The 24,998-nt window shown below is 40.1% G+C and carries 21 protein-coding genes; 7 read left to right on the top strand and 14 right to left on the bottom strand.

Annotated features, from left to right (window positions below; translation table 11 throughout):
* The first annotated feature begins 9 nt into the window (after nt 1-9).
* The 3 genes from I2I04_RS10115 (at nt 10) to I2I04_RS10105 (ending at nt 7,107) form a co-directional block, all read left to right on the top strand.
* Complete coding sequence (locus tag I2I04_RS10115) at nt 10-2,226, top strand: DUF2357 domain-containing protein (RefSeq protein WP_255553077.1); 2,217 nt, start codon at nt 10-12, stop codon at nt 2,224-2,226.
* 152 nt (nt 2,227-2,378) lie between these two features.
* Nucleotides 2,379-6,509 carry a hypothetical protein gene (locus tag I2I04_RS10110; RefSeq protein WP_195654942.1) on the top strand — a complete coding sequence of 1,377 codons (4,131 nt, stop codon included), beginning with the start codon at nt 2,379-2,381 and terminating at the stop codon, nt 6,507-6,509.
* Between the two features lie 76 nt (nt 6,510-6,585).
* Nucleotides 6,586-7,107, top strand: coding sequence for a very short patch repair endonuclease (locus I2I04_RS10105; RefSeq protein WP_195654941.1), 522 nt, complete (start codon nt 6,586-6,588; stop codon nt 7,105-7,107).
* A gap of 27 nt (nt 7,108-7,134) precedes the next feature.
* Here I2I04_RS10105 and I2I04_RS10100 read toward each other — a convergent pair whose 3' ends face one another.
* From I2I04_RS10100 to I2I04_RS10055, 10 genes are all read right to left on the bottom strand, one after another.
* Nucleotides 7,135-7,788, bottom strand: a complete 654-nt coding sequence (locus I2I04_RS10100) for a hypothetical protein (RefSeq protein WP_195654940.1) — start codon at nt 7,786-7,788, stop codon at nt 7,135-7,137.
* Entirely contained in the window at nt 7,788-8,687 is a 900-nt protein-coding gene (locus I2I04_RS10095) for a relaxase/mobilization nuclease domain-containing protein (protein WP_195654939.1), read from the bottom strand. Before I2I04_RS10095 ends, I2I04_RS10100 begins: the two co-directional genes overlap by 1 nt.
* Nucleotides 8,671-9,039, bottom strand: a complete 369-nt coding sequence (locus tag I2I04_RS10090; protein ID WP_195654938.1) for a MobC family plasmid mobilization relaxosome protein — start codon at nt 9,037-9,039, stop codon at nt 8,671-8,673. The genes I2I04_RS10095 and I2I04_RS10090 overlap by 17 nt, the downstream gene beginning before the upstream one ends.
* A gap of 101 nt (nt 9,040-9,140) precedes the next feature.
* Entirely contained in the window at nt 9,141-10,946 is a 1,806-nt protein-coding gene (locus I2I04_RS10085; RefSeq protein ID WP_195654937.1) for a DUF3987 domain-containing protein, read from the bottom strand.
* Nucleotides 10,897-11,496 carry a BT4734/BF3469 family protein gene (locus I2I04_RS10080; RefSeq protein WP_195654936.1) on the bottom strand — a complete coding sequence of 200 codons (600 nt, stop codon included), beginning with the start codon at nt 11,494-11,496 and terminating at the stop codon, nt 10,897-10,899. The genes I2I04_RS10085 and I2I04_RS10080 overlap by 50 nt, the downstream gene beginning before the upstream one ends.
* Nucleotides 11,493-11,846: a methylation-associated defense system helix-turn-helix domain-containing protein MAD1 gene (mads1, locus tag I2I04_RS10075; protein WP_004313943.1), complete on the bottom strand. Its 354-nt coding sequence runs from the start codon at nt 11,844-11,846 to the stop codon at nt 11,493-11,495. Before mads1 ends, I2I04_RS10080 begins: the two co-directional genes overlap by 4 nt.
* Nucleotides 11,847-12,158: 312 nt before the next feature.
* Nucleotides 12,159-13,421, bottom strand: coding sequence for a site-specific integrase (locus I2I04_RS10070; RefSeq protein WP_195654935.1), 1,263 nt, complete (start codon nt 13,419-13,421; stop codon nt 12,159-12,161).
* Entirely contained in the window at nt 13,418-13,963 is a 546-nt protein-coding gene (locus tag I2I04_RS10065; protein ID WP_195654934.1) for a helix-turn-helix domain-containing protein, read from the bottom strand. The genes I2I04_RS10070 and I2I04_RS10065 overlap by 4 nt, the downstream gene beginning before the upstream one ends.
* Nucleotides 13,964-14,166: 203 nt before the next feature.
* On the bottom strand, nt 14,167-16,080 hold the full coding sequence (gene dnaK / locus I2I04_RS10060) for a molecular chaperone DnaK (protein ID WP_143260363.1): 1,914 nt from the start codon (nt 16,078-16,080) through the stop codon (nt 14,167-14,169).
* A gap of 325 nt (nt 16,081-16,405) precedes the next feature.
* Entirely contained in the window at nt 16,406-17,194 is a 789-nt protein-coding gene (locus I2I04_RS10055; RefSeq protein WP_195654933.1) for an META domain-containing protein, read from the bottom strand.
* Nucleotides 17,195-17,339: 145 nt separating this feature from the next.
* On the opposite strand from I2I04_RS10055, the gene I2I04_RS10050 reads away from it, so the two are divergent.
* From I2I04_RS10050 to recA, 4 genes are all read left to right on the top strand, one after another.
* Nucleotides 17,340-18,623, top strand: coding sequence for a hypothetical protein (locus I2I04_RS10050; protein ID WP_195654932.1), 1,284 nt, complete (start codon nt 17,340-17,342; stop codon nt 18,621-18,623).
* A gap of 98 nt (nt 18,624-18,721) precedes the next feature.
* Nucleotides 18,722-19,915: a saccharopine dehydrogenase family protein gene (locus I2I04_RS10045; RefSeq protein WP_143260360.1), complete on the top strand. Its 1,194-nt coding sequence runs from the start codon at nt 18,722-18,724 to the stop codon at nt 19,913-19,915.
* Between the two features lie 29 nt (nt 19,916-19,944).
* Complete coding sequence (gene bcp / locus I2I04_RS10040) at nt 19,945-20,400, top strand: thioredoxin-dependent thiol peroxidase (protein WP_143260359.1); 456 nt, start codon at nt 19,945-19,947, stop codon at nt 20,398-20,400.
* Between the two features lie 25 nt (nt 20,401-20,425).
* Complete coding sequence (gene recA, locus I2I04_RS10035) at nt 20,426-21,460, top strand: recombinase RecA (RefSeq protein ID WP_004302078.1); 1,035 nt, start codon at nt 20,426-20,428, stop codon at nt 21,458-21,460.
* A 120-nt stretch (nt 21,461-21,580) separates the two neighbouring features.
* Here recA and I2I04_RS10030 read toward each other — a convergent pair whose 3' ends face one another.
* The 4 genes from I2I04_RS10030 to I2I04_RS10015 all read right to left on the bottom strand — a co-directional run bounded on the left by I2I04_RS10030 (nt 21,581) and on the right by I2I04_RS10015 (nt 24,824).
* On the bottom strand, nt 21,581-22,654 hold the full coding sequence (locus tag I2I04_RS10030; protein WP_143260358.1) for a YeiH family protein: 1,074 nt from the start codon (nt 22,652-22,654) through the stop codon (nt 21,581-21,583).
* 124 nt (nt 22,655-22,778) lie between these two features.
* Nucleotides 22,779-23,153, bottom strand: a complete 375-nt coding sequence (locus I2I04_RS10025) for a YccF domain-containing protein (RefSeq protein ID WP_143260357.1) — start codon at nt 23,151-23,153, stop codon at nt 22,779-22,781.
* A 116-nt stretch (nt 23,154-23,269) separates the two neighbouring features.
* Complete coding sequence (locus I2I04_RS10020) at nt 23,270-24,166, bottom strand: LysR substrate-binding domain-containing protein (RefSeq protein WP_195654931.1); 897 nt, start codon at nt 24,164-24,166, stop codon at nt 23,270-23,272.
* Nucleotides 24,167-24,239: 73 nt separating this feature from the next.
* Nucleotides 24,240-24,824, bottom strand: a complete 585-nt coding sequence (locus I2I04_RS10015) for a DUF6621 family protein (RefSeq protein ID WP_195654930.1) — start codon at nt 24,822-24,824, stop codon at nt 24,240-24,242.
* Nucleotides 24,825-24,998: the final 174 nt, after the last annotated feature.

Genomic DNA, 24,998 nt, shown 5'->3' with positions numbered 1-24,998 from the left:
ATCAGATATTTGCAAAGGACGATGGAACTGCTCACCATAAAGCATCAGGATTTTGAAATGATTGTCGAATGCGCAAAATTCGATGACATTTGGTATAAAGCCAAGAGTAATATTGGAAAAGAATGCTTACACTCCACTTATTCTTGGTCAGAAGGCGTATCATCTGTTATCCTGAGCAACTATATTGGAGAAGAAATTGCGATTGAAAATAGCCAACAAGCTCCTGCCATATTTTTCGACAACGCCGATTATCCTATTTGGGTGGAATTCAAGAACTATGTGAAAAAGGCTCAGTTTGGCTCCATACTCCAGAGTGAAAATGAAAAATTCACTTTTCGCAGACAGATATTGGCAGGTTTCTTGAATTATGGCAATGAGGTTGGTCGCAGCGAAATACAACTCATGTATCAAGTGGGAGCAGAAACCCGCAGTTTTGTCTTCTCTTTTGAAGTGTTGAGCACAAAGCTCAACTATCACGAGCATTGGAAAGCCATTATAGAGGATATTGAACAAGAGTACAGAATGCTTTCGCTCGACTATATGCGAAGAACCTTTCATGGCTTTTCGCCCGATACAAGCGGAGAGACCCCGGAAATAATCTGGTGGAGCGTATTTGCCAATGAGCAAAAGAAATTCATCAAGGCCTGCAAAAACATCATTGACCGCCCAAGACATCGGTTACACGGAAAAGAGACTTACAAACGTGCCGATAAACTGACATTTGTCCCCTCTTGCATAGAAAACGAATTGGCAGAACACAGACAGGACAGCTCTCACTTATATCGTGTAGAAGAACGCGTCCGAACAAATGACACGCAGGAAAACAGGTTCTTGAAATTCGCTATTGGACAAATTACGGATAAATACGCAGTTTTGAAGAAGCGCATAGAAGCGGTAAAGAATGCTTCGGATATGATGAAGGATGACATGCAAGCCACATTGGCTATATTGAAACACTTGCAGCGAAATCCCTTCTTCCGTACAGTAGGAAATTACAAAGGAATGAATCAGGAAAGTTTGGTTTTGCAGAAAGCTACCGGCTACAGTCAGGTATATCGCACGTGGAGCCTGCTCCGCCGCTCTTATTCTTTGAATGATGGCATATACCGTTTGCAAACCAAAGATATAGCGACACTCTACGAGATATGGTGTTTCATAGAAGTGAGCCATATTGTGAAGGAAAAACTTCATTTGTCTGATGAAGATATAGACCATAAAAACCGTATGGAAATGAATGGCCTGTTCACGTGGGATTTGGGCAAAGGAGAACATTCCCGTATCCTTTTCAAGAAAGACAATGTGGAACTGGCTGAATTAGTCTATAATCCAAAGAACACAGACAAGGGGAATAGTGACATTGGAATGAAAGATCTTGTGGTGCGCACAGTGCCACAAAAGCCGGATATTGTCCTGCAACTGACCAAGAACGATTTGCAAGAAGGAATGAAAATGACTTATCTGTTTGATGCGAAATATCGTATTGACGGGAAAGACAAAAACGGTGTGGACGTTCCACCGGAAGATGCTATCAACCAAATGCACAGATACCGTGATGCCATCTATTATAAAGACTATCAATCGAATACTTTGAAAAAGGAAGTGATAGGTGGTTATATTTTGTTCCCGGGTGATGGCGAGCCAACCGATGTTGCTGTATCGAAGTTCCGTAAGACTATAGACGAAGTGAACATCGGTGCATTCCCACTTCGTCCTAAAGACCAACATAATCGCCAGCTATTGGAGCAGTTCGTTGAACAACTTATCACCACAAAATCACAAGAAACAATCTCTAAAGTGATACCGCAAAAGGGAACATTCGTAGAAGTAGGAAACCGTGTACTCATAGGTCTTGTTACAAACAGCAGCCGTAAAGGCTATTTGCAAAGTTTCAAGGATGGTAATGCCACACTCTATTACACAGGTAGTCATTTTCCAACTACTATTGCTCTGCAAAATCTACATTACTTCATGCCCTACTTCAAAGGAGAAGGGATATGTGATGTCTATGAAATTGTGCGAGTTAGGACTATCACGTCAAAGGAAGCAAAACAAACCGATGGAGAAGAAAGTGCCGATGACCTTCGCTTAGCCTTCGAACTGCGCTACTTGCGTAAACAATATACCGATATTCATCCCATCAATACAAGCAAGATGATAAACTACACGTTTATTGACACTACTTTTGAAGAGTTGGACAAAATAATTATAATGGATAAAGGGTTGTAAATCATCTACATTTGCCAAAGCTGTTGTTGGTAATAAAGAAGAGTTTATTCAATATATAAAGATATTGTTTAGGGGTATAAGGCAAGAGTGAGAAAAGGATAATTGGGCATTACGCACATGAGTAAATAAAAACTATAACAAAAGTAGCATTTATGTTTAATATTGATTTTAATAATATTAGGTTCTTGTACGGGTCTGCAAATGAGGGATTTGAGGAGTTCGTGTGCCAACTGGCTCGCCGAGAGGATATTCGATATTCAAAAAAATTTGTGCGCAACGGAAAACCCGATGGAGGAGTAGAATGTTATTGGATTCTTGAAGATGGAAGTATTATAGCTTGGCAGGCTAAATTTTTTTGTAAGGCTTTCGAAGATTCACAATATCAACAAATAGATAAGTCAGTAAAAGAGGCTCTCAATTCCCATCCTAATTTGAAGCGATATGTCATAGCAGTACCCACAGATCCTTCAGATGCTCATGTCACTGGCAGGATGAGCATGAAAGAACGTATTGATGGATATGTGAAAAGATGGTCAAAGATTAATCCTCATGTTGCTTTTGATTTTTGGTGGGCATCAGACTTAATAGAAAGACTTCAAAAGTCTTCTAATCAAGGCCTGCTTCGATTTTGGTTTGGGAAGCAAGAACTTACAGATGAAGATTTAATGCGATTTAATGCAGACTCCATAAAAGATTTAGGTAAACGGTATACGCCTAAATTGAATGTTGCAGTTGAGCCTGTTCAATATTTTGAGGTGCTTTCACGAGGAAATTCACTAAGACGTTTCTTTGATGAAGAACTGAAAATAACAGAAGATATATGTGGAAAAATAGAGAAGAATAAGCATTGTCAAGATATTCTTAATTTGGTAGAGAATGCTCGCAATGTAATTAAACAAGTAAAGGAGATTAATATCATCGGTATAGATAGAATAGCACTCAATGAATTATTACCAGCATTGATGTCACTGGGGGAAGCTGTTCAAGATATTGCCAACAATATTGTTGAGAAAGAAAAAGTAACAGAAGAAGAGAACAGAACATCGCGTAACATATATGCATTAGGTGTAGATATTTTAAACGTTTACAACAATTTGTGTCAAGATATAATGAGGTTGATAAATGACCCAATCTTAATACTTGAAGGAGATGCCGGAGTCGGGAAGTCGCATTTGATGGCTGATGCAGTACAAAAAAGGAAAATAGAAAAACAGTTTAGTCTACTTTTTTTAGGGCAGAAATTCATCACAGATGAAGAACCTTTTACTCAGATGATGAGAATGCTTAACTTTAGCGGTTCTTCGGAAGAATTATTAGATATGCTTGAAGCTAAAGCTGAAGCAACTGGACATCGCATCATCATTTTCATAGATGCAATAAATGAGGGACATGGGCTGGTTATTTGGCAAAGTAATATCCGTAGTTTTATTGATAAAATTCGACAACATCCGTGGCTTGGACTCGTATTAAGCATCCGTACATCATATCAACCTGCAATACTTCCATGGGAAGAATTTGGGAATGATTATTGTGTGTGGGCAAGACATTATGGATTTGGGGCTAATACACAAAAGGCCGTACAACTATATTTTAAGGAATATGGTATATTGTATCCTTCAGTTCCACTCCTCAATCCCGAATTTAAAAATCCACTGTTTTTACATTTGTTCTGTGAAGGAATGAAGAACAATGGTTATAAGAAGATACCGGATGGTGTGAAAGGTATAACATCAATAATGAATTTGTTTTTTGATGGTATTGAAAAATCTCTCAGGAAAGCCAAACATTATTCTCCATCAATCAAATGTGTAGACAAGGCTGTCCGTAAGTACATAGAATTCACAGCTAAAGAAGGAAGGCATGAAATGCCAATAGACACTGCTATAGAAATCTTTTCCGATATTTATCCCCGTGTGTTTACAGAAGGTGAATTATTGGACTGTTTGATATCTGAAGGTGTTTTCAGCAAAAATGTTTTTTATAATACGGTTGACAAGTACGAGGAGTGCATATATTTCACATATGAACGATTTGAAAATTTTCTTCAAGCAGAATATCTAATAGATAAATTACAATTTGACGATAAAGCTCTAGAGGAATATGTACTAACGATAAAATCTCCTTATATAGTTGGCGGATTATTGGAATCACTGGCAATTTTATTGCCAGAACGTAAGGGGATAGAATTATATGATTCATTACCTAATTTCCATAGTAATAAAGCCATTATAAATGCAGTTCTTTCTAGTTTAATATGGAGAGAGGAAAGAACAATAGACTCACATCTCGACACATATTTTGCAGAATTTGTAAGTAATGAACAATTCAGAGACCGTTTTATTCGAACCGTTATAGAGGTTGCATTTAATCCGGGAAACTATTATAATGCCGATTATCTTCACAAAATGCTGGAACCAATGCGGTTAGCTGACAGGGATGCCATGTGGACACCTACATTATATCGCATTTATAGCAATCAGGATGAAATAATAAAAGATATTATTAACTGGGCATGGGATGAAAGCGATAAGGTCAATATGGATGAAGAGTCTGCTGAGTTGGGAGCTACTTTACTTTCTTGGTTTTTGGCAAGTACCAATCGACAACTACGCGATACAGCGACAAAAGCCCTCGTACAACTTCTGCATAATAGAATGCAGGTACTTATACCACTTTTGGAAAAGTTCTCAAAAGCAGATGATCCATATATTCATGAAAGACTTTATGGTGTAGCATTAGGCTGCGCTGTGAGATCAAAATCAAAAGAATATCTAGCCAGTTTGTGCCAATACATTTATTCGTCAGTATTTAATGTTGAGGGTGAGGTTTACCCTCACATCTTGCTGCGTGACTATGCACGGAATGTTATAGAATATGCTATTTTTATAGGAGAAAAACTGAATATTGATATTAATAAAATACGACCGCCATATAATAGCTCTTTTGATTATACCCATGTATCTGATGAGGAAATAAAGTCTATATTAGACGAATGCGGGGAATACAAGAATTCTCCGGGTATGTGTAACATGCTTACTTCCATGTTTACAGAACATTCAGCCATAGGCCTTTATGGAGATTTTGGAAGATATACATTTCAAAGTGCATTGAGCAACTGGAAAATTGATGCAGAACGCCTGAGTAACGTGGCCATAAAACTCATTATTGACAAGCATGGATACCGAGAAGACAAGCATGGTACATTCGACCAAAAAATTGGATCTGGAAGAGGACGCTCAACCATACCAAATGAACGAATTGGCAAGAAATATCAGTGGCTGGCCTTACATGAATTGTTAGCTCGTGTAGCAGATAATTTCGAAAAATTAGAATATTCATGGAGTGATAATGTCGTAGAATATGAGGGAACTTGGGAACCAACCGTTCGTGATATTGATCCAACAACTCTTGTTAGAGTAAATGAGAATCGTCAAAATTCAGACCTCAAAGAAGATTTCTGGTGGTATGGAGGGAAATATGCTAACTGGGAGCATGAAATGCCTGATTGGCTTAATATAAAGGATGATATTCCAGCAGCCGAGCCAATTATAGAATTGACAGATGCTGATGGATGCGATTGGCTTGCATTGGAATGTTATCCAGAATGGAATGAACCACATGGCAAAGATTGCATATACAAAAGACTGTGGTATCAAGTAAGAAGCTGCATCATTGACGAAGACAAGTTCCCTCTTGTTTATAAATGGGCAGTGAAACAAAATTTTGGTGGAAGATGGATGCCCGAATGCTCTGATAAATATGAATTGTTTTATCGTGAATATTACTGGTCACCAGCATATAAACATTTTGATACTGAAGGGCTTACTAAGAGGGGAATATATGATAAGAAAACGAATCGGTTTATAACTCATGCAGAGATAACCACAATCGGTTATTTGTGGGAGGCAGAAGAAGATCATTCTAAAGAAACATCCTTTTACTGTCTCATGCCTTCAAAACAGTTATTTGATGGTCTTAGGATGCAATATGCAGACGAAGAAGGGATATTCTTAAATGAAAAAGGCAAGGTGATTTGTTTCGATGCAGGAGTCGTAAAGAAGTCAAAAAACTATCTTTTAGTCCGGAAGGATGCCCTATTGGATTATCTCAAAACGCATCACAAGAAAATATTGTGGTATGTACTTGGTGAAAAAAACATCATAGGGTTACATAGTTATAATAATATACCTAATCTTCCTATGTGGCTTGTAGTGAGTGGTACTTATACATTGGATGAGGAAGGCAAAGTAACAGGATGTATGAGAACGTCCCATGAGAGATAGCGACTATGCATCTTTTGTTTTTATGGCTTTGCAAGAATCTAATAAGTCTATTCATCTATGAATACACCTTACAAATATGGATAAATTAACTAAAGAACAACGCCATCGTTGTATGTCCGCTATAAAAGGAAGGAACACAAAACCTGAAATACTGGTGAGAAAGTTCCTTTTTAGCCGTGGCTTCCGCTATCGGCTAAATCATCCGCGCCTTCCCGGTCATCCCGATTTGGTGCTTCGCAAATATCGCACTGTCATTTTTGTAAACGGTTGCTTTTGGCATGGTCATGATAATTGCAAATATTTCCGTTTACCTAAAACCAATATAGATTTTTGGTCAAACAAGATAGAAAGGAATAAGGAACGAGATAAAAAGGAACAATGCCAGCTTGCTGCTATGGGCTGGCATTGTATCACGATTTGGGAGTGTCAACTAAAGCCAAAAGTCCGGATACAAACACTAGAGTCATTAGCTTATACATTGAATCATATTTTTCTTGAAGACAGGAAAATAAGAACATACGAGTTGTCTGATACAGACAGTACACTCATAGCGGCAGAACCAGAAGTGACTTATGGAAGAAATAATAAGCAACAATAAAGTGCTGTTACTTATTTTCTCCGATGACTATTCCGTATTTCTTATTGGCTCTATTCCTGCTTTTTCCATCAAGTTCTGATGCTGTTCCTTCACGATCCGATATATCGAATAATGTGCAAAGGATTCTTCCTTATACTTCACGCTACTAACCGATGCAGTAACAGCCCACGTAACAATGATGACAATAAAGGCTACAACATATCGGAGCTTTATATGATAGCCGCGTATAAACATCCCATTGATATTGGGCGGAATAACCGTTACCGGACTTTTCAATTCATTGATCCTCGCAAGTATCTCATCCTGCCGTTTTAATATGCAGTCGGTATTTGCTTCAATAGTCATACGATTAAGATTATAATCGCAAACGTGCCGATAAAGATATTCAAGAAATCTGGACTTCTGCTTGAATAATTCAATAAGCTTCGGAAACCATAGCGAGAACGGCAATGTGTCCGATTGTTGCTTCCAGATATGCTTCTTCACCACTGATAACGCATCGTTCCAGCAAGTACAGAAACTTTTGGCGACTCCATTATAAATGGTCTTTTCGTCAAAATCTATTTTTACAGACTGATCTGGTTTGGGAATTGTAGTATTCTGTTTTTCAATACACTCTTTTAGCTCGTTGATACTTTGGCGCAAATTAGCAAGATTTGCAGCTACTACATCTTCTTTCATTATCTTCTACGTTTTGAGGGTTTATAAAAAGGTTCGTTTCTTTGGTTATCCTTGTCTTTGTCGTCTCGCCATCCCTGTTCATTACATATTCCTCCACCTCCACTGAAAGTTATGGCTTGGTGAGGTTGAACAATCAGTTCAGATGCCACATTGCCCAATGTAGCGCAAAGGCTGTTAAAACTCAAATCACGGTCAAGTTTAGAACCAGCTATACTATACTCATTTTGACAGAATGATATACCACGAATTTTATCAGAGTTATCTGTATGATTAAAGCGCATACCTATACCCTGACTTTTGAGAATGCCAAGAAAATCATTCCAAGAACGAGATACAGCCAGTGCATCAAGAGTTGCAGAACGTAGATTATACTTCCGTAATTGATAAGGGCGCAAACGACTCTTGTTTCTGGCTTTACTATTCTTTGGGGCAAAGTACAGTCCATATTCTTTAGTCAAAGCCCGACATACTTTAGTATTACGTATCCTTTCATTGCTATCAGAAATGAGATTGCCATTATTGTCTATCCGATTGAACACCAAATGACAATGTGGATGTTTCGTGTCATGATGTCGGGCTATAATATATTGAGTATTGCGGATGCCCATTTGTTCCATCCATTTCTTGGCAATCTCTACCATCAGTGCATCTCCTTCTTCGTTATCGGGGAAACGGTTAATGTCCTGCGAAGAGAAAGCAAGTGATACGTGTTTCACCGGATTTTTTACTTTCGGACGCATGGACGCTTGTATCTGAAAAGAATCGGCTATGGTTTTATTACTGATGGCACAGACACCTTCGTGTGCTAAAAGTATGGCACATTTCTTCTTGTTCTTTTGGTCATTGGCGTAATTTACTATTCCTCCGAAATCTGCTCTTGTTTTAATCTTCGCTATCATGGCTATTGTTCTTTACTTGAGTGATAATTCTACTGACTTCTGATATGATTGAAAAGTATTGTTGTTTGACTGCTTCTAAACCATAAGTGTGCATCTGATGGGCAATCTGATTGACATTATTAGCGATGCCGGAAAGGTCACGGATTGCCGATACCATTTCAGGACTGATACGTTGACAGACCTGACAATCCATTGCCGCCTGATGGCAAAATTCATTGACAGACAATCCTGCCTGTTCCGCTTTGGATTGGATATAGATATAGTCGTTCTCGGTAAACATTACCCGAAAACATTTGGTACGTTTCTGATAGTTCGCCAACTTAGGGCGACCGCCAAGTTTCTTCTCCTTCATATTTATCTTAACTTTCAATGTTCATGAATTGATTTTTTGAGAGTGGCAGTTTATCCGCTTGCCGCATAGGTTTTAGTGGCACTAAAACACAAACTTGCCACTCAAAAAATCTTCCTATATTTCCCTTGCTCTATTCGGCATAGCTTACCATCTTTGATAAAGGCTTCTATCCACTTGTTTGCAGTACTTCCATTTTCGCCCAAAGATGAAACCTGTGCATCATAATCCTTCTTTGTAAAAGTATCGGGTAACATATTATAAAGGGTATTCCTTCGTGCATAAACGCCGGTCTCTTGCGAAGCGAAATTGAATCGTTTGGACTGATATCCTGACAAATTCTGATAAATGAATACGGCATGATAAAGTAAGGTTTCGCAAATATTCATGGCTGTAGAATAGTCAAACTCATGGCAGACCAGTTGCTTTGTCTTGTCATGTGAGGAAGAATTGCGATGTACATTCTCCAAATGCCGGACAGCGGTCAACACCATCATTATACGATAAGCAATCAGTCCCATCCGTCTGACTACTCCTTGCATCTTGTTATCCACTTCGTCACAACACTCCTCATTCACACGGCTGAGGTATTCTATAAAGTGTTCCTGTAAATCGGAGGGAAGGGAGAATGAATAATTTCCCTGTCGTACAAATTCCTCATGCAGATGGCAGAACTTATCTCCCAATAGTTTGAACTTGGCATTCTTGGATTGGGAAATGTCGCTTGTGGCAAACACATTTCTTATACCTCGCTTGAAGCGAATGATATAGAAACAAAAGCGACTCATCAATCCGTTCTCCGCGTCAGGTATCAACCTTCTTACCTGTTCGGGAGTTCCAGCCAAAGCTACTGACACTCTTGGATTAGCTACTTCACAATACTCCCTATCCTTGCGACGGCTCAAACTTACCAACTCATGATGAAATGCCTTTCGCAACACATCGGAATAATTGCCATAGTCCGACTTCAATGTTTGGCTTAACGTGTCGCCCTCCGATTCAAACAACAGTCCGATTCCGTCATTATCTCCCAGTATCTTCAAGAAAGAGCTTGCGCTGCTATTGGCAGGAATGACAAGCATACGCATGGGCGGCTCGGCTGGCATAGTCATTCCATTATCTTTCTTACCTTTGATATAAGCATTCATCGCTTCTTTATATTCCTGTTCCAATCGCTTTGAGAGTTCATGTAAATTGCGATTAATGGGTACTACCAGTTCTCTGCATAGGGTTAATGCCCCTTTTCCCATACCTGCATCTGCCACAACAAACAGATATAGATTCGGATAAACAATGCGTTCATCGTACACACCACAAACATTATAAAAGCAAACCGACAAACACACAATAGTTCCAATCAATATCGTGTCACGGTCATCCACCGAAATGGAATTGTTGACAATCTCATTTAGAAAAGGAGGAAGATGCTCAAACACACATTCAGGAAATGCAGGAAGTTCTTCCTCTGACTTTATCCATTTGCCCGTTTTGCCATTTTGGATATTTGGCAAAATGGATAAATGTTCTTTGTTGGATGGAGCCAATGAGATTCCGGCTTGATTTGCCAAATGGAAGAAAGAACGGATAGTAATGCCTTGCCCTTTGGATTGCAAACAATGCGTATATTGTTTGTCAGTTTCTTCCCTTTGATAAGTAGGGTAAAATCTGCTGATGCGATGATAATACTCCCGTCCGTTCTCTCCTAATCCATCAACAAGTGCAAAACCCAACTCCATCCAATCTTTATAATTGGGTGCTATATCAATGCCACGTTGTTCTATCTCCCGAACAACACTTTCCACATCGTCTTTAACCTTATTATATATAGGGACAATATCAGGCGTATGTGTTTGCAGTACTTCAGAAGGGACATTCTCCCAATCTTGGGCGGAAAATATTTTCTTCGACATCATCTTTGTATTTAGGGTTAATATATGCTTGTGGGTCGTATGGCAGAAAGCAAGAACGAGCCACATCACTGCCGGACATATCCACTGATGGCAAACCTGTTGCTTTGATACAGTTGGCGACAGCCTTGAAGTACCGGGAATGTTCCCATCCTTTCAAGTCAACAGGTATTATCCACTTCAATCCGCTACCGGATGGACTAACAAATAACAGTTCCGTATCGAAATATTCATGATTGAGCAATTGCTGTTTTAGCTCCACGATATTCTCCACATGGTCAAAATCCAGACACATCAATCCTGAGTGCATAATCAGTTCCTTTTCACTCCGTTTACGGAATAATCCCGAAAAAGTACAATAGTCGAAATGGGTGGCTTTGTATCTTTTGGATTCGGGAGAAGGTAGCATCGAACGCAGGGATGCGGTTTGTGGTTGCGCATAATGCCCGATGACATAGCGATACACATCCACAATGCCTACCGCCCTTATCGGTTCGATGTTTTGAATGGGCTTGCGAAAGAACGAAAAGCAATAATCTGTCGTTCCCATCATCTGATAATCTTTTTAGATTCGACAAATCGTCTGGCTTCTTCCATTAAGTCATCTTGGGTCTTGTGCGATTTGTTCTTCAACCAATCGTCAATCTCCGATTGCAGAAAAGCCAAAGCCTTATTTATTTTATGTACGGGAATCTGTTTGGTAGATACCCATCCATAAACTGTCTGTTTGGCTGGATGTGATGGCAGATAAGCACAAAGCTCGTCTATATCCATCCACTTGGGTGAATTACTTGCCTGCTTATGTTGCAAGGCATTTACTTTGGATTGTAGTACTTCTACGGACTCAATCAGGTAGGACAACGCATTTGGCATTTCCTCCAATGAATTTACTTTATAAGCCATTTTCTTCGTATTAAAGTTGATGCCGCAAAAGTATAGGGATGTTTATGAGTGCCAAATAGGTGCTTGAAAGCCACCAATTAGCCACTTATTTGCCACCGACGGATTTAATTTTCATTAACATAATGATTTGCTGAAAGAGAAAATAAAATAGGGATAAACCACAATTAGGACTAATACCCTCTTCACGGAGAACGTCTATGCAACAAAATCCCCCTCAAAAAGCCGATGCTTCATGAGGGGGATACGGTGGCAAGTGTGTCGTTGATGTTATATAAGTCGTTGGTGCTCAATGGTGGAAGTTTCCACTATAACCTATAAAGCCAAATTTTCTATATACAGCGTATTAGCAGCTTTCTCTTTTTGCTCATTTACGATATGCGTATAAATCTGCGTGGTTTTGACATTTGTATGTCCCATTAAAGACTTGATGGTGTATATGTCAACACCATTTTCCAACAATAGCGAAGCGTAGCTATGGCGACCGCAATGGAAGGTGATATGCTTCTTGATGCCAGATGCTTCTATCCAAGCTTTCAAAGGACGGGAAATCCAAGAGGCATCTGTCAATCCTTCGAAGACAAGTGCTTCATCATTACTTGGGCGTTCACCACATAGTTGAAGGGCTTGTTGGATGACTGGCTTATAATCGGGTCGTTTTGTTTTTTGCTGAATCACGACCGCTTGCCATGTACCTTTGCTTGTCTGTTGAATCTGCTTCCACTTCAATGACTGAATATCGCTATGTCGCAATCCTGTAAGGATAGAAAACAAGAACGCACGTTTCAAAACATTATCTTTACAAGGAGTATCAACCAACATTTGCACTTCATTCATAGTAAGTGCAACACGAGGCGTCTCTATGTTTGTTATTCCTTTTACTTTTGCGCTGATGTCAACCGTCAGATATTCATCAACGAATGCCTGCTTCAATCCGGCTTTGAGGATGGAGAAATAGGTGGATGCCGTATTCTGTGAGATAGTTCCTTTCTTATTGCCTCCCATCGGGGCACGTAACAGGAACATCTTGATGTCTTCAAGTAGTTTTACGGAAATCGTCTTAAACGGAATCGGGTTGCCTTGCGAATAGATTTTCAATAATTCTCCCACACGGGTCCAGTTGACTATGATTGAATTAGAGCTATTGGGATGCCGTTTGCTGATGATGCCATTGAAGTACTTGATAAAGTCCTGTTCGCTTCGTTCATTTTGTGCCGCGATTTCGTTTTCCTTATCAGTGTATAGGACGGCACTGTCATATTCGTGTTGGCGTAACTTACGCACATTGTCTGCATAGATACAAGCCTCTTGGTCTATCGTTGAACGGCATTGGATGATTCCATTCAAATCACGCTTAGGCTTATAGTTGAATGTTCCATCCGGCAAGATACGTGCAATGGACGACTTATCCCAAACAGGTGTGGATATAGTCCGGTTAATAGATTCCACCACACGGCTTGCCCGTTTAGAACCTCTCTTGTAAACCGGGTACGACTCTATAATCAGATACCACTCTTCTTTGTAATTCGACCTTCTGAGCTTGACGGTCACTTTGGTATTAGGTAATGCTTTCTTCATAACGACTTATATAATTTATCAATTTCAGATTTGGGAACATAAACATAATTACCAATTTGGCGTGTAGGAATAGAATGACGGCGTATGTGCTTAAAGACACTGCTATCATTGATATGGAACTTTTTGGCAATCTCTCCGATAGTGTAACAGTCTTTGGGTTCAAAGGACAATGCTTCCTTTTTTCTCTTTCTACTGCCAGCCTTTGTTTTGAAGTGTTCATCCATATACTGCCGACTAAGGCGTGTCAGACGCTGACCAAAATTGTATGATGGTATCAAGCCCTGCCGTATCATACGATAAAGTACATCTTTACTAATGCCGTAAATCAGCACAGACTCTTTAACTGTCAGATACCCCTTGTTGGATGGTATTCGCTTGACCAATGCTTGACGTATCGCCTCTTTCTCTTTTGCGATTTGCCTTTTCTTGTATGCCCTCTTGGAACAAGTTGGACAACAATACTTTGACATCAATGTGGGAGGAGTAAAGATTTTACCGCACTCCTCACAACTTCTTTGAATGGTGTAATTTCCTCTTGGCATATTCTTCTCGTTATAAATGGTTTATATCAGTCTAAGTTGTACCTTATCGCCAAATAAGACGTGTCGCAAATATGTCGCAAATAAGAGATAAAAAAGCCCATAGAAAACACATAGCAACCATGAACCCCATAAACGCAAAAAGCGTGCAACTCATTGAGCTGCACGCCTTTGCTTATTGTTTATTCTCTGTTTCCTTATCGGAATCATTTGACCTCCTCGAAGTCAGCATCCTGAACGTTATCTCCGTGCTTGCTGTTATCTTGCTGCCCAGCACCACCATTCATATCAGGACCAGCCTGTGCCCCACCTTGTGCACCGCTCTGTGCATACATTTCAGCACTTGCAGCTTGGAAGGCAGTATTGATTTCTGCCATAGCAGTGTCGATAGCCGCCAAATCCTGTGCCTTGTGAGCATCTTTCAATTTCTGCAAAGCAGCTTCAATCGGAGCTTTCTTATCAGCCGGCAACTTATCACCTAATTCCTTCAACTGATTTTCAGTAGAGAAGATTACGCTGTCAGCCTGATTCAGCTTGTCGATTTTCTCACGTTCTTTCTTATCTGCTTCAGCATTAGCTTCAGCTTCGGCCTTCATCTTTTCGATTTCTTCCTTGCTCAAGCCGCTGGATGCTTCGATACGGATAGCCTGTTCTTTACCGGTAGCCTTATCTTTAGCAGATACTTTCAAGATACCATTCGCATCAATATCGAATGTAACCTCAATTTGAGGAACACCACGACGAGCCGGAGCAATACCTGTCAAGTTGAACTGACCGATTGATTTGTTCTGTGCAGCCATCGGACGTTCTCCCTGTAATACATGGATAGTAACTTCCGTCTGGTTATCGGCAGCAGTAGAGAATGTTTCACTCTTACGAGCCGGAATGGTAGTGTTAGCGTCGATCAACTTAGTCATCACACCACCCAGTGTTTCGATACCCATTGACAACGGAGTAACATCCAACAATACTACACCTTTGATTTCATCTGTCAAAACAGCACCCTGTACAGCCGCACCAATAGCTACCACTTCATCCGGATTCACACCTTTAGAAGGAGTCTTGCCGAAGAAATCTTCTACCAACTTCTGAACAGCCGGAATACGGGAAGAACCACCTACAAGGATTACTTCATCAATATCAGCATTGTTCAGACCTGCGTCGCTCATTGCTTTCTTACATGGCTCAAGACAAGCCTGAATCAATTCGTGAGCCAAAGATTCGAATTTTGCACGAGTCAAAGTCTTCACCAAATGCTTAGGCACACCACCTACCGGCATGATATACGGCAAGTTGATTTCAGTACTTGTAGAAGAAGAAAGTTCAATCTTAGCTTTTTCAGCAGCTTCTTTCAGACGTTGCAAAGCCATCGGATCCTGAGTCAAGTCAGCACCTTCGTCGTTCTTGAATTCCTGTACCAGCCAGTTGATGATTACCTGGTCGAAGTCGTCACCACCAAGGTGAGTATCACCGTTTGTAGAAAGAACTTCAAACACACCACCACCGAATTCGAGGATAGAGATATCGAATGTACCACCACCAAGGTCGAATACAGCAATCTTCATATCTTTGTGAGCCTTATCCAAACCGTAAGCAAGAGCTGCGGCTGTCGGTTCGTTTACAATACGTTTTACTTCCAGACCGGCAATCTGTCCGGCTTCTTTTGTAGCCTGACGTTGAGAGTCGGAGAAATAGGCAGGAACGGTGATAACAGCTTCTGTTACTTCCTGTCCGAGATAGTCTTCAGCAGTTTTCTTCATTTTCTGAAGAATCATTGCAGAGATTTCCTGCGGAGTATACAGACGTCCGTCGATGTCAACACGTGGAGTGTTATTGTCACCTTTCACTACTTTATAAGGAACACGAGTCACTTCTTTTTGTACCTGATCCCACGTTTCACCCATGAAACGTTTGATAGAGAAGATTGTACGTGTAGGGTTCGTAATAGCCTGACGTTTTGCAGGATCCCCCACTTTACGTTCGCCACCATCAACGAAAGCGACAACAGAAGGAGTCGTACGTTTACCTTCACTGTTTGCAATTACTACAGGTTCGTTACCTTCGAATACGGCAACACAAGAGTTTGTAGTTCCTAAGTCAATACCAATAATTTTTCCCATGATCGTTATTTTTTTTATTTATTATTTATTCAATGATTTCTTTTTGTCCGGTTGTTTCTCTGCTCTTATCAGGGAGCTTCGTCGCGAACGGACGCTTATTAAAAAGCAAACCGTGTGCCAAAAGGAAATTATACGAATGCATGACATAATATCTGCCAAAAAGACAGTTTTAATAAATAAACACTGCTGACATAGTCATATCCAAAGCCAATCAGTAACTGTTTCTTTAAACAAATACAAGCGGTTCTGGTTCGATAAAGGAAAAAAAATATGCCTGTGTCGTCAAGTGCGACACAGGCATATCCTATTATATATAATTCTTCTTTTACTTTTCCAACACGATGACCAATGCACCGTTTGCATCATACAAACCAATGCCACCACCGGACAACACATCGAAGGATTTCACTTCATTGATAGCTTTCAGCACCTTACCTTCTGTTTCCATATCAGGACAAGCCATCATTGTGCTTGCTACTCCCGGGAAAGAAATAGATTTGGCATTATTTGTACTGGTTTCAAAACCACCATTAATCAAATTACATCCTGCATTGCCATGAATGGTCTTTTTCTTCACATCAAAAGCAATGAAAGGTTGTTTTTCCATACCGGAAGGAATTGCTTCACCATTCACTTCTTTAATTTTCCATTCTCCATTCAAAACCGAAAGTTTCACATCAGCCTCTTTTTTTTGTAGAACGACAACCGGACGGTTGGACGAATTGCAAAGATACATCTTGTCTTTACCTGCCTTCTTGTATCCTTTTACTTGAGCAAAAGCATTCAACACATTATTTTCAGTAGTCATATCCGGACACATCATTCGGGTACTAGCCATTCCTGTAAGTTCAAGGCTTCCCGGCTTCGCATTTACATCGAAGCTACCCATCATACGATTACAGCCACTATTGCCGGACACACGACCGGTTGCTGTATCAAAAGCGATAAAAGGAAGGGTTCTACTTTCGCCCGGAGTGATTTTCGAGCCATTGACTTCTATGATATTCCATTCACCATTAATAGATGATAGGGGGATTGCCTTCTCAACCGAACGGCACGAAGACATTGCAAGTGCTACACCAGCAATGCAAATTGAAACAAATACTTTCTTCATATTGTTATAACGTTTAAGTTAAAATCAGGGGCAAAGATATCAAAAAGATTGGGAAATAACATCCAATACAACATAAAATATATACATTTGCCAATAGATATACAACAAACGAACAATTTACATAGTTCACTTAAAGTAAACAAATATGAGAATAATTGCCCTGTCTTTAATTCTATTCTGTTGTGGCAGGTGTCCTATCACAGCTCAAAGTGATTACATTGTCACTACTCCTTCCACGCAGGAAATCCCTGTAGGCGAAGAAGAGCAGTTCATCAAAAGTAACTTCCCACTGCAACCGCTGTGTAAATGGACACCAGGAATGAAATTTATGTTTGTTCCTTCTACACGGAACATGTTCCTTCCTACTCTTTCCAGCTACGACACCGAAAAAGGAATAGACAACAGCCTGCTGAAGCACAAGATTCTCACTTTCACGGGAACAGAAGAGAAGGCTCAAAATATATCAACCGGAACTAACTATTCCACTCGCTTCGTATTCGAATGTGAGGAAGGAAAATATTATTATGACATAAAGAACATGCGGCTGGACCAGATTTGCGAGAAAGCTCCCCGTGCCGGTATCAATGGATTGGTTTATCTGAAAGATGTAGATACTGCCAAGGAGTTGTTAGTAGGAAAAACAGTCTATATACAATCTGAAAGTGCCCGGGTAGACGATGCCAACAATTATTCCGGCTACCGGGATATAGCAGTTCCTGTCAATACGGAAGCTACGATTACCGCTATCGGAGTCGGCAGCCAGGCATATCCTGTGAAGATCGTATTCAAAGATACACAGGGACATTCTTATTATTTGGAAGTCGCTCTCTCACGAACAAACTCCGGCATGGACCTGAATGATTTTCAAGGCGAAAAGAGAATGAAATATTTTTCAAATGCATTCAGCTTCACCAACAAGAGTCTGGGAACTATTGAAAGTCTGAAAAATAAATACCTGGGAATGACCGTTTATCCTAAAAAAATGCTGCCTGCCAAAAGAATCGTATCTTTTGAAGATAAACAGACCGAATCACGTATTCACTTGCCCCGATATACGGTTCTGCAAATAAAAGAGATTAAATTATCTCCTCCCGGCAGCCTGGCTACCCTGTCATTAACGGACAGGGACGGGGCAATCTATGAATTGGAAACAGATCTGAAATATGACGTGATTGTCAAAAATGATAATTATATCGAGGACTTTTTCGGATTCGAGGATATACATAAGAAATATCCGGGCATTACAGAAAGCCGTTGGCAGATTATCTCCCGAGGTGATTTGGAGGCAGGAATGAGCACAGTAGAATGTCGTTTATCCATTGGCGATCCGATAGAAATCGAGCTGAAAAAAGACAGTCGTTTCGAAACCTGGTTCTACAATGGCAAAACGCTGGAATTCGAAAACGGAACCTTGCAACGTTACAAATAAAAAGGAGTAGCTGCGCAATGATTATCTGAAAATAATCACGTATATTTGCAAAGCTAACAATTCTAATATTCTTAATATTTTAATTCGCAATTAACGAAATGGGTAGAGTTCTTATTATTGGTGCGGGCGGTGTTGGCACTGTCGTTGCACACAAAGTGGCACAAAATGCCGATGTATTTACAGATATCATGATTGCCAGTCGTACGAAAGAGAAATGCGATAAAATCGTCGAGGCAATAGGTAACCCCAATATAAAAACAGCTAAAGTTGACGCAGACAATGTAGAAGAGCTGGTAGCCTTATTCAATGATTTCAAACCGGAAATGGTGATTAATGTGGCTCTCCCTTATCAGGATCTGACGATTATGGAAGCTTGTCTGAAAGCTGGAGTGAACTATCTGGACACCGCTAACTATGAGCCGAAAGATGAAGCTCATTTTGAATATAGCTGGCAGTGGGCTTATCACGATCGTTTTAAAGAAGCAGGTCTGACAGCTATCCTCGGTTGCGGATTCGACCCGGGAGTAAGCGGTATCTATACTGCTTATGCAGCTAAACATTATTTTGATGAGATTCAATATCTGGACATTGTAGACTGCAATGCAGGTAACCACCATAAGGCTTTTGCTACAAACTTCAATCCGGAAATCAACATCCGCGAAATTACACAGAACGGACGCTATTTCGAGAATGGCGAATGGGTTACTACCGGTCCGTTGGAAATCCACAAAGACCTGACATACCCGAACATCGGTCCACGTGACTCTTATCTTCTTTATCACGAAGAACTGGAATCATTGGTGAAACATTATCCGACTATCAAACGTGCACGTTTCTGGATGACTTTCGGACAGGAGTATTTAACCCATTTACGTGTTATCCAAAACATCGGTATGGCACGAATCGACGAGGTTGACTATAACGGAATGAAGATTGTACCATTACAATTCTTGAAAGCTGTATTGCCTAACCCGCAGGATTTAGGAGAAAACTACGAAGGAGAAACTTCTATCGGTTGTCGTATCCGTGGTCTGAAAGATGGTAAGGAACGTACTTACTATGTATACAACAACTGTAGTCACCAGGAAGCTTATCAGGAAACTGGTATGCAGGGAGTTAGCTACACCACCGGAGTTCCGGCAATGATTGGAGCCATGATGTTCTTCAAAGGCGAATGGAACCGTCCGGGTGTAAACAACGTGGAAGAATTCAATCCGGATCCGTTCATGGAACAACTCAATAAGCAAGGTCTTCCCTGGCATGAAGAGTTTGACAAGGATTTGGAATTATAAGAGTACACTTGCTCATTAAAAAGAAAGTTATGATAAACGTAGGAGATAAAGCACCGGAAGTCTTGGGTATCAATGAGAAAGGCGAAGAAATCCATTTAAGTGCTTATAAAGGAAAAAAAATTGTGTTGTACTTCTACCCAAAGGACAGTACATCAGGTTGCACCGCACAAGCGTGTAATCTGCGCGACAACTATTCCGAACTACGTAAAGCCGGCTATGAAGTAATCGGTGTCAGCGTAGACAATGAAAAGTCGCACCAGAAATTCATCGAAAAGAACAATCTTCCTTTCACTCTGATTGCTGACACTGACAAAAAGTTAGTAGAAGAATTTGGAGTATGGGGAGAAAAGAAACTGTACGGACGTGCTTACATGGGGACTTTCCGCACTACTTTCCTGATAAATGAAGAAGGAATCGTAGAACGGATTATCACTCCCAAAGAAGTGAAGACCAAGGAACATGCCTCACAGATTTTAAATCAATAACTCCTTAATTATATAAGAATAAGGTATGGCAAAGAAAGACGAACTTAATTTTGAAACAGATAATAAAATGGCATCAAGCGAAAAACTAAAAGCCTTACAGGCTGCCATGGAAAAGATAGAAAAGAGCTTCGGTAAAGGTTCTATCATGAAAATGGGTGATGATAGTGTTGAACAAGTAGAAGTGATCCCGACAGGCTCTATTGCCCTAAACGTGGCACTTGGCGTTGGAGGTTATCCTAGAGGTAGAATCATCGAAATCTATGGCCCGGAGTCTTCCGGTAAAACAACATTGGCTATTCACGCCATTGCTGAAGCACAAAAGGCCGGAGGTATCGCTGCTTTTATTGATGCCGAACACGCTTTCGACCGTTTCTACGCATCTAAACTAGGCGTAAATATCGATGATCTTTACATCTCTCAACCGGATAACGGAGAGCAGGCGTTGGAGATTGCGGAACAACTGATCCGTTCTTCTGCTATCGACATCATCGTTATTGACTCTGTAGCCGCACTGACTCCTAAAGCGGAAATTGAGGGCGACATGGGTGACAACAAAGTAGGTCTTCAGGCACGTTTGATGTCGCAGGCACTCCGTAAATTGACGGCTGCTGTGAGCAAGACACGTACGACTTGTATTTTCATCAACCAGTTGCGTGAGAAGATCGGCGTTATGTTCGGTAATCCGGAAACAACAACTGGTGGTAACGCTTTGAAGTTCTACGCTTCTGTACGTCTGGATATCCGTGGTAGCCAACCTATCAAAGATGGCGAAGAGATTCTCGGTAAACTGACTAAGGTGAAAGTGGTGAAGAATAAAGTAGCACCTCCTTTCCGCAGAGCTGAATTTGACATCATGTTCGGTGAAGGTATCTCCCATTCCGGAGAAATCATCGACTTGGGTGCTGACTTGGGAATCATCAAGAAAAGTGGTTCATGGTATAGCTACAACGACACTAAATTAGGACAAGGACGTGATGCCGCCAAGCAATGTATCATGGATAATCCTGAATTGGCTGAAGAACTGGAAGGATTGATCTTCGAAGAATTGAAGAAGAAATAAAAGAAGTTCTCCCCGATACATCAAGTCCCGCAGAGGATATCTGTAATGTCTATTACAAATATTCACTCTGCGGGACTTGTTTTTCTCCTCTCCTTGTTAGGAGAAAAAGATAAATATTAATTAGAATATTTCAAGCAAATATTTCGTTATCCAATAACCTCCCACAACTAACCAGATATAAAGCATTCCCGCCAATACAAACGGTTTGGCACCAGCCTGTTTGAATTTGTCAAGACTAGTTTCTGTACCCAAAGCCGTCATAGCCATTGTCAACATAAAGGTATCAATATATTCAATTGTTCCGTTTAACGGGATTTCCTTCACACTATCCACTCCACACAAATATTGTAAGAATGAATTCAAACAAATAATGCCGATAAATCCAAAAGCAAACCAAGGTATACTGATTCTACTCTTCTCTACCGTACCATTAACAGATACTTTTTTACGACTCGCCAATGCAAAACTCATAATGACAAGTACCGGAGCCAACATCATGACACGAATCATTTTAGTAATGGTAGCTGTTCCGGCAATCCCTAAAACATCAGTAGGATCCATCGCATTGCCTGCACCTGCCACATGTGCCACTTCATGCAAGGTACTTCCGGTATAAATAGCAACACCTGTGTCCGATAGTCCGCCCAACCAGCCCATACGATACATAATAGGATACAAAAACATTGAAATTGTACCGAATATCACAACTGTAGAAACTGCAATAGCAGTCTTATGCCCTTCGCACTTCACTACCGGCTCAGCCCCAAGTACTGCTGCCGCTCCGCATATAGCACTGCCTGTAGAAGTCATCAAGGTCGTATCTTTATCCATTTTCAACAAACGTCCAAACCATATTCCAAGAAATATGGTACCAGCCACAATAATTATATCAACAATAATAGCAGGCAAACCTACGGCCACAACCTGCGTTAACGTCAACCGGAAACCGTAAAGCACAATACCATAACGCAACACTTGTTTTGTACAAAACTTAATTCCGGGTACCCATGTTTCAGGAAGTTTGTTTCTCAAACTGTTGGCATAAAGCATCCCTAGCACAATACCAACAATCAACGGACTAAACGAAAGTTCTTTCACAATAGGAACTTCGGCAATATAAAATGCCGCAAATGAGAATAGAGCTATTAGCAGAATACCATGTAAAGTGTTCGCTCTGTTTCCTTTTTCAAACATATCTTCTATTTTTAAGTTTACATTTTTCTCGGGCGCAAAGATACATCAAACAATCAAAACAGGCTAATTGTTTCTAATTATACATCATAACTTTTAATTATAGGAGAATGCCTCCTCTATATTTCTACACTGTTACAATATCTTTCCCAAAAGGTGATAACGCTAAGGCTGCCAACTTAAAATGCTGTAAACCAAAAGGAATACCAATGATAGTAATACACAGTATAACCCCGAAAACCAAATGGGACAGACAAATCCAAATGCCACCCAAAAATATCCACAGAATATTCATTAATATATAAAGACAACCACTGGAGCGGTTCCCACTTCTTACCTCTTTACCAAAAGGCCACAAAGCAAGCCCTGCCAATTTCAAGGTTTGCATACCAAACGGAATGCCAATAATGGTAAGCATCATCAATATGCTTGAGATGAGGTATTCAACAGCAGTAAAGATACCACCAAGCAACAGCCACAATAAATTCATTAAACAGCCCATATAAATGTAGTTTTAGTTATTTTTCCAATTTTCTTTTTGTTATCTCATCCACTTTACCCTGATAATAACAATCTAGCTGAATTCAAGTTATAAATGCGATGGAAAACTCCCAAACCCTACAGGCTCTTACTATTATGTCCGACAAAACGCATAAATACTTGTGATAATCCTCCCTCCTGCCCCTGTAATTGCACAAAGTTAAACTCGCGCAGCATCGGCATTCCTTTTATTTCGATCACACGCAGATTACCGGCTACCAGCTCTTTATGCACCGAACGGATAGAAACAATTCCCATACACTCCGTATGTTCCAAAAAAAGCTTGATACTCTCCGTACTACCAAGATACATCAATACATTCAAAGAAGAGAGCTTTAGATTATGCTGCAACAGAGAGCGTTCAAATACATCCAATGTTCCAGAACCTCTTTCCCGCAATACTAAAGGAATATTTGGCAAATCTTCTGGAGTTATCTCATCCGGAACGGCCAATTTGCTCAGAGTATGCACCACAGCAACCAATTCATCTTGCAAAAATGGAGTATACTTCAGATTAGGTAAACGGAAGATACCCTCTACCAATCCTAAATCAATTCGATGTTCTTGCAAGGCGGCTTCCACTCCCCGGGAATTTCCATTAATTAAAGAAAGATTGATTTGCGGAAACTTGGCTATAAAGTTTGCCAACAAAGGAGGAAGTACATATTGCGCAATCGTAGTACTGGCTCCCAGTTTCAGTTCACCAATATATTCATTATGTAACAGATGCATTTCATATTCCAACTGTTTATAATCGTCCAGAATCTTCTCGCCATGCTTCAACAATAACTCTCCAGCCTTAGTCAGCGAAATTTTACTTCCTTGACGGTCGAACAAACGAGCCTGATAGTAAGTCTCCAACTCCTGAATATGTTTAGTGATAGCAGGCTGGCTGACAAACAACTCTTGCGAAGCCTTCGTAAAGCTTAAATTCTTTGCTACGCTCTGAAATACTTTTAAACGAAAATCGGACACGACAATTATGATTAACAGTTAAGAAATCAATGACGAATAATGAATTACGGGAAGAATAAATACACAATAACTATTACAACTCTTCTGCCTTTATTCCCAACGCCTGCATGACAGGGAAAGCCAATATATCCCATTTATAATCTACCGGAAATTCCGGCTCATTCATACGGAATTGAATGATATCCTTGTCTTTCACTTCACGCAAAGCATCCGTCACCTTCTTTCCATACTCCTCATTAAAAGAAATAACGATTATTCTTTTCACGTCAGCCGAATCGGAAACGATAGAGAGTAGATCCAAAAATAAATCCTCCCTCGACACCATCCCTTCCGATGGGACACTGGCAAAAGAATACTCACCATAAGGGCTCTGGAAAGCAACTCCATTCAGTTCTTCCTGCAAATCGGAAGGTTGGCAATATTGCAACCGACTGGATTCTTTATCATACACAAAAAGGAATTGCACTTCATTCTTCCCTTCTGTAATCCCTGCATCCAAAGTTATATAGGTGGTCAACTTCGAGAGGTCTATCTCTTGTAAAGAACGATGCAAAGTCTTTTCAAAATATCCTTTTATATCTGTTATTACAAAATTCAAGAAAGCAGCGTCAATCAACACCACTGTTTCAGAAAGTTTTATTTGGGGCTTATCACTCATATACCTTATATATTATTACAGCGGATAAAGATACTACAATACTTTTATTTATCCACTTTTCAATATTTATTTTCTTTCATCACAGATTAAGATTACTCTAATATACACAACATATAACAAATGATATTTTATAGCAAATTCGTCATTCCTCCCAGATAAAAAAGGTCATTTTGT

The organism is Bacteroides sp. 1001136B_160425_E2 (assembly GCF_015559655.1).
GTDB classification, from domain to species: domain Bacteria; phylum Bacteroidota; class Bacteroidia; order Bacteroidales; family Bacteroidaceae; genus Bacteroides; species Bacteroides luhongzhouii.
Note: the sequence above shows the minus strand (reverse complement) of the source record. Positions and strands in the feature narration are given on the sequence as shown.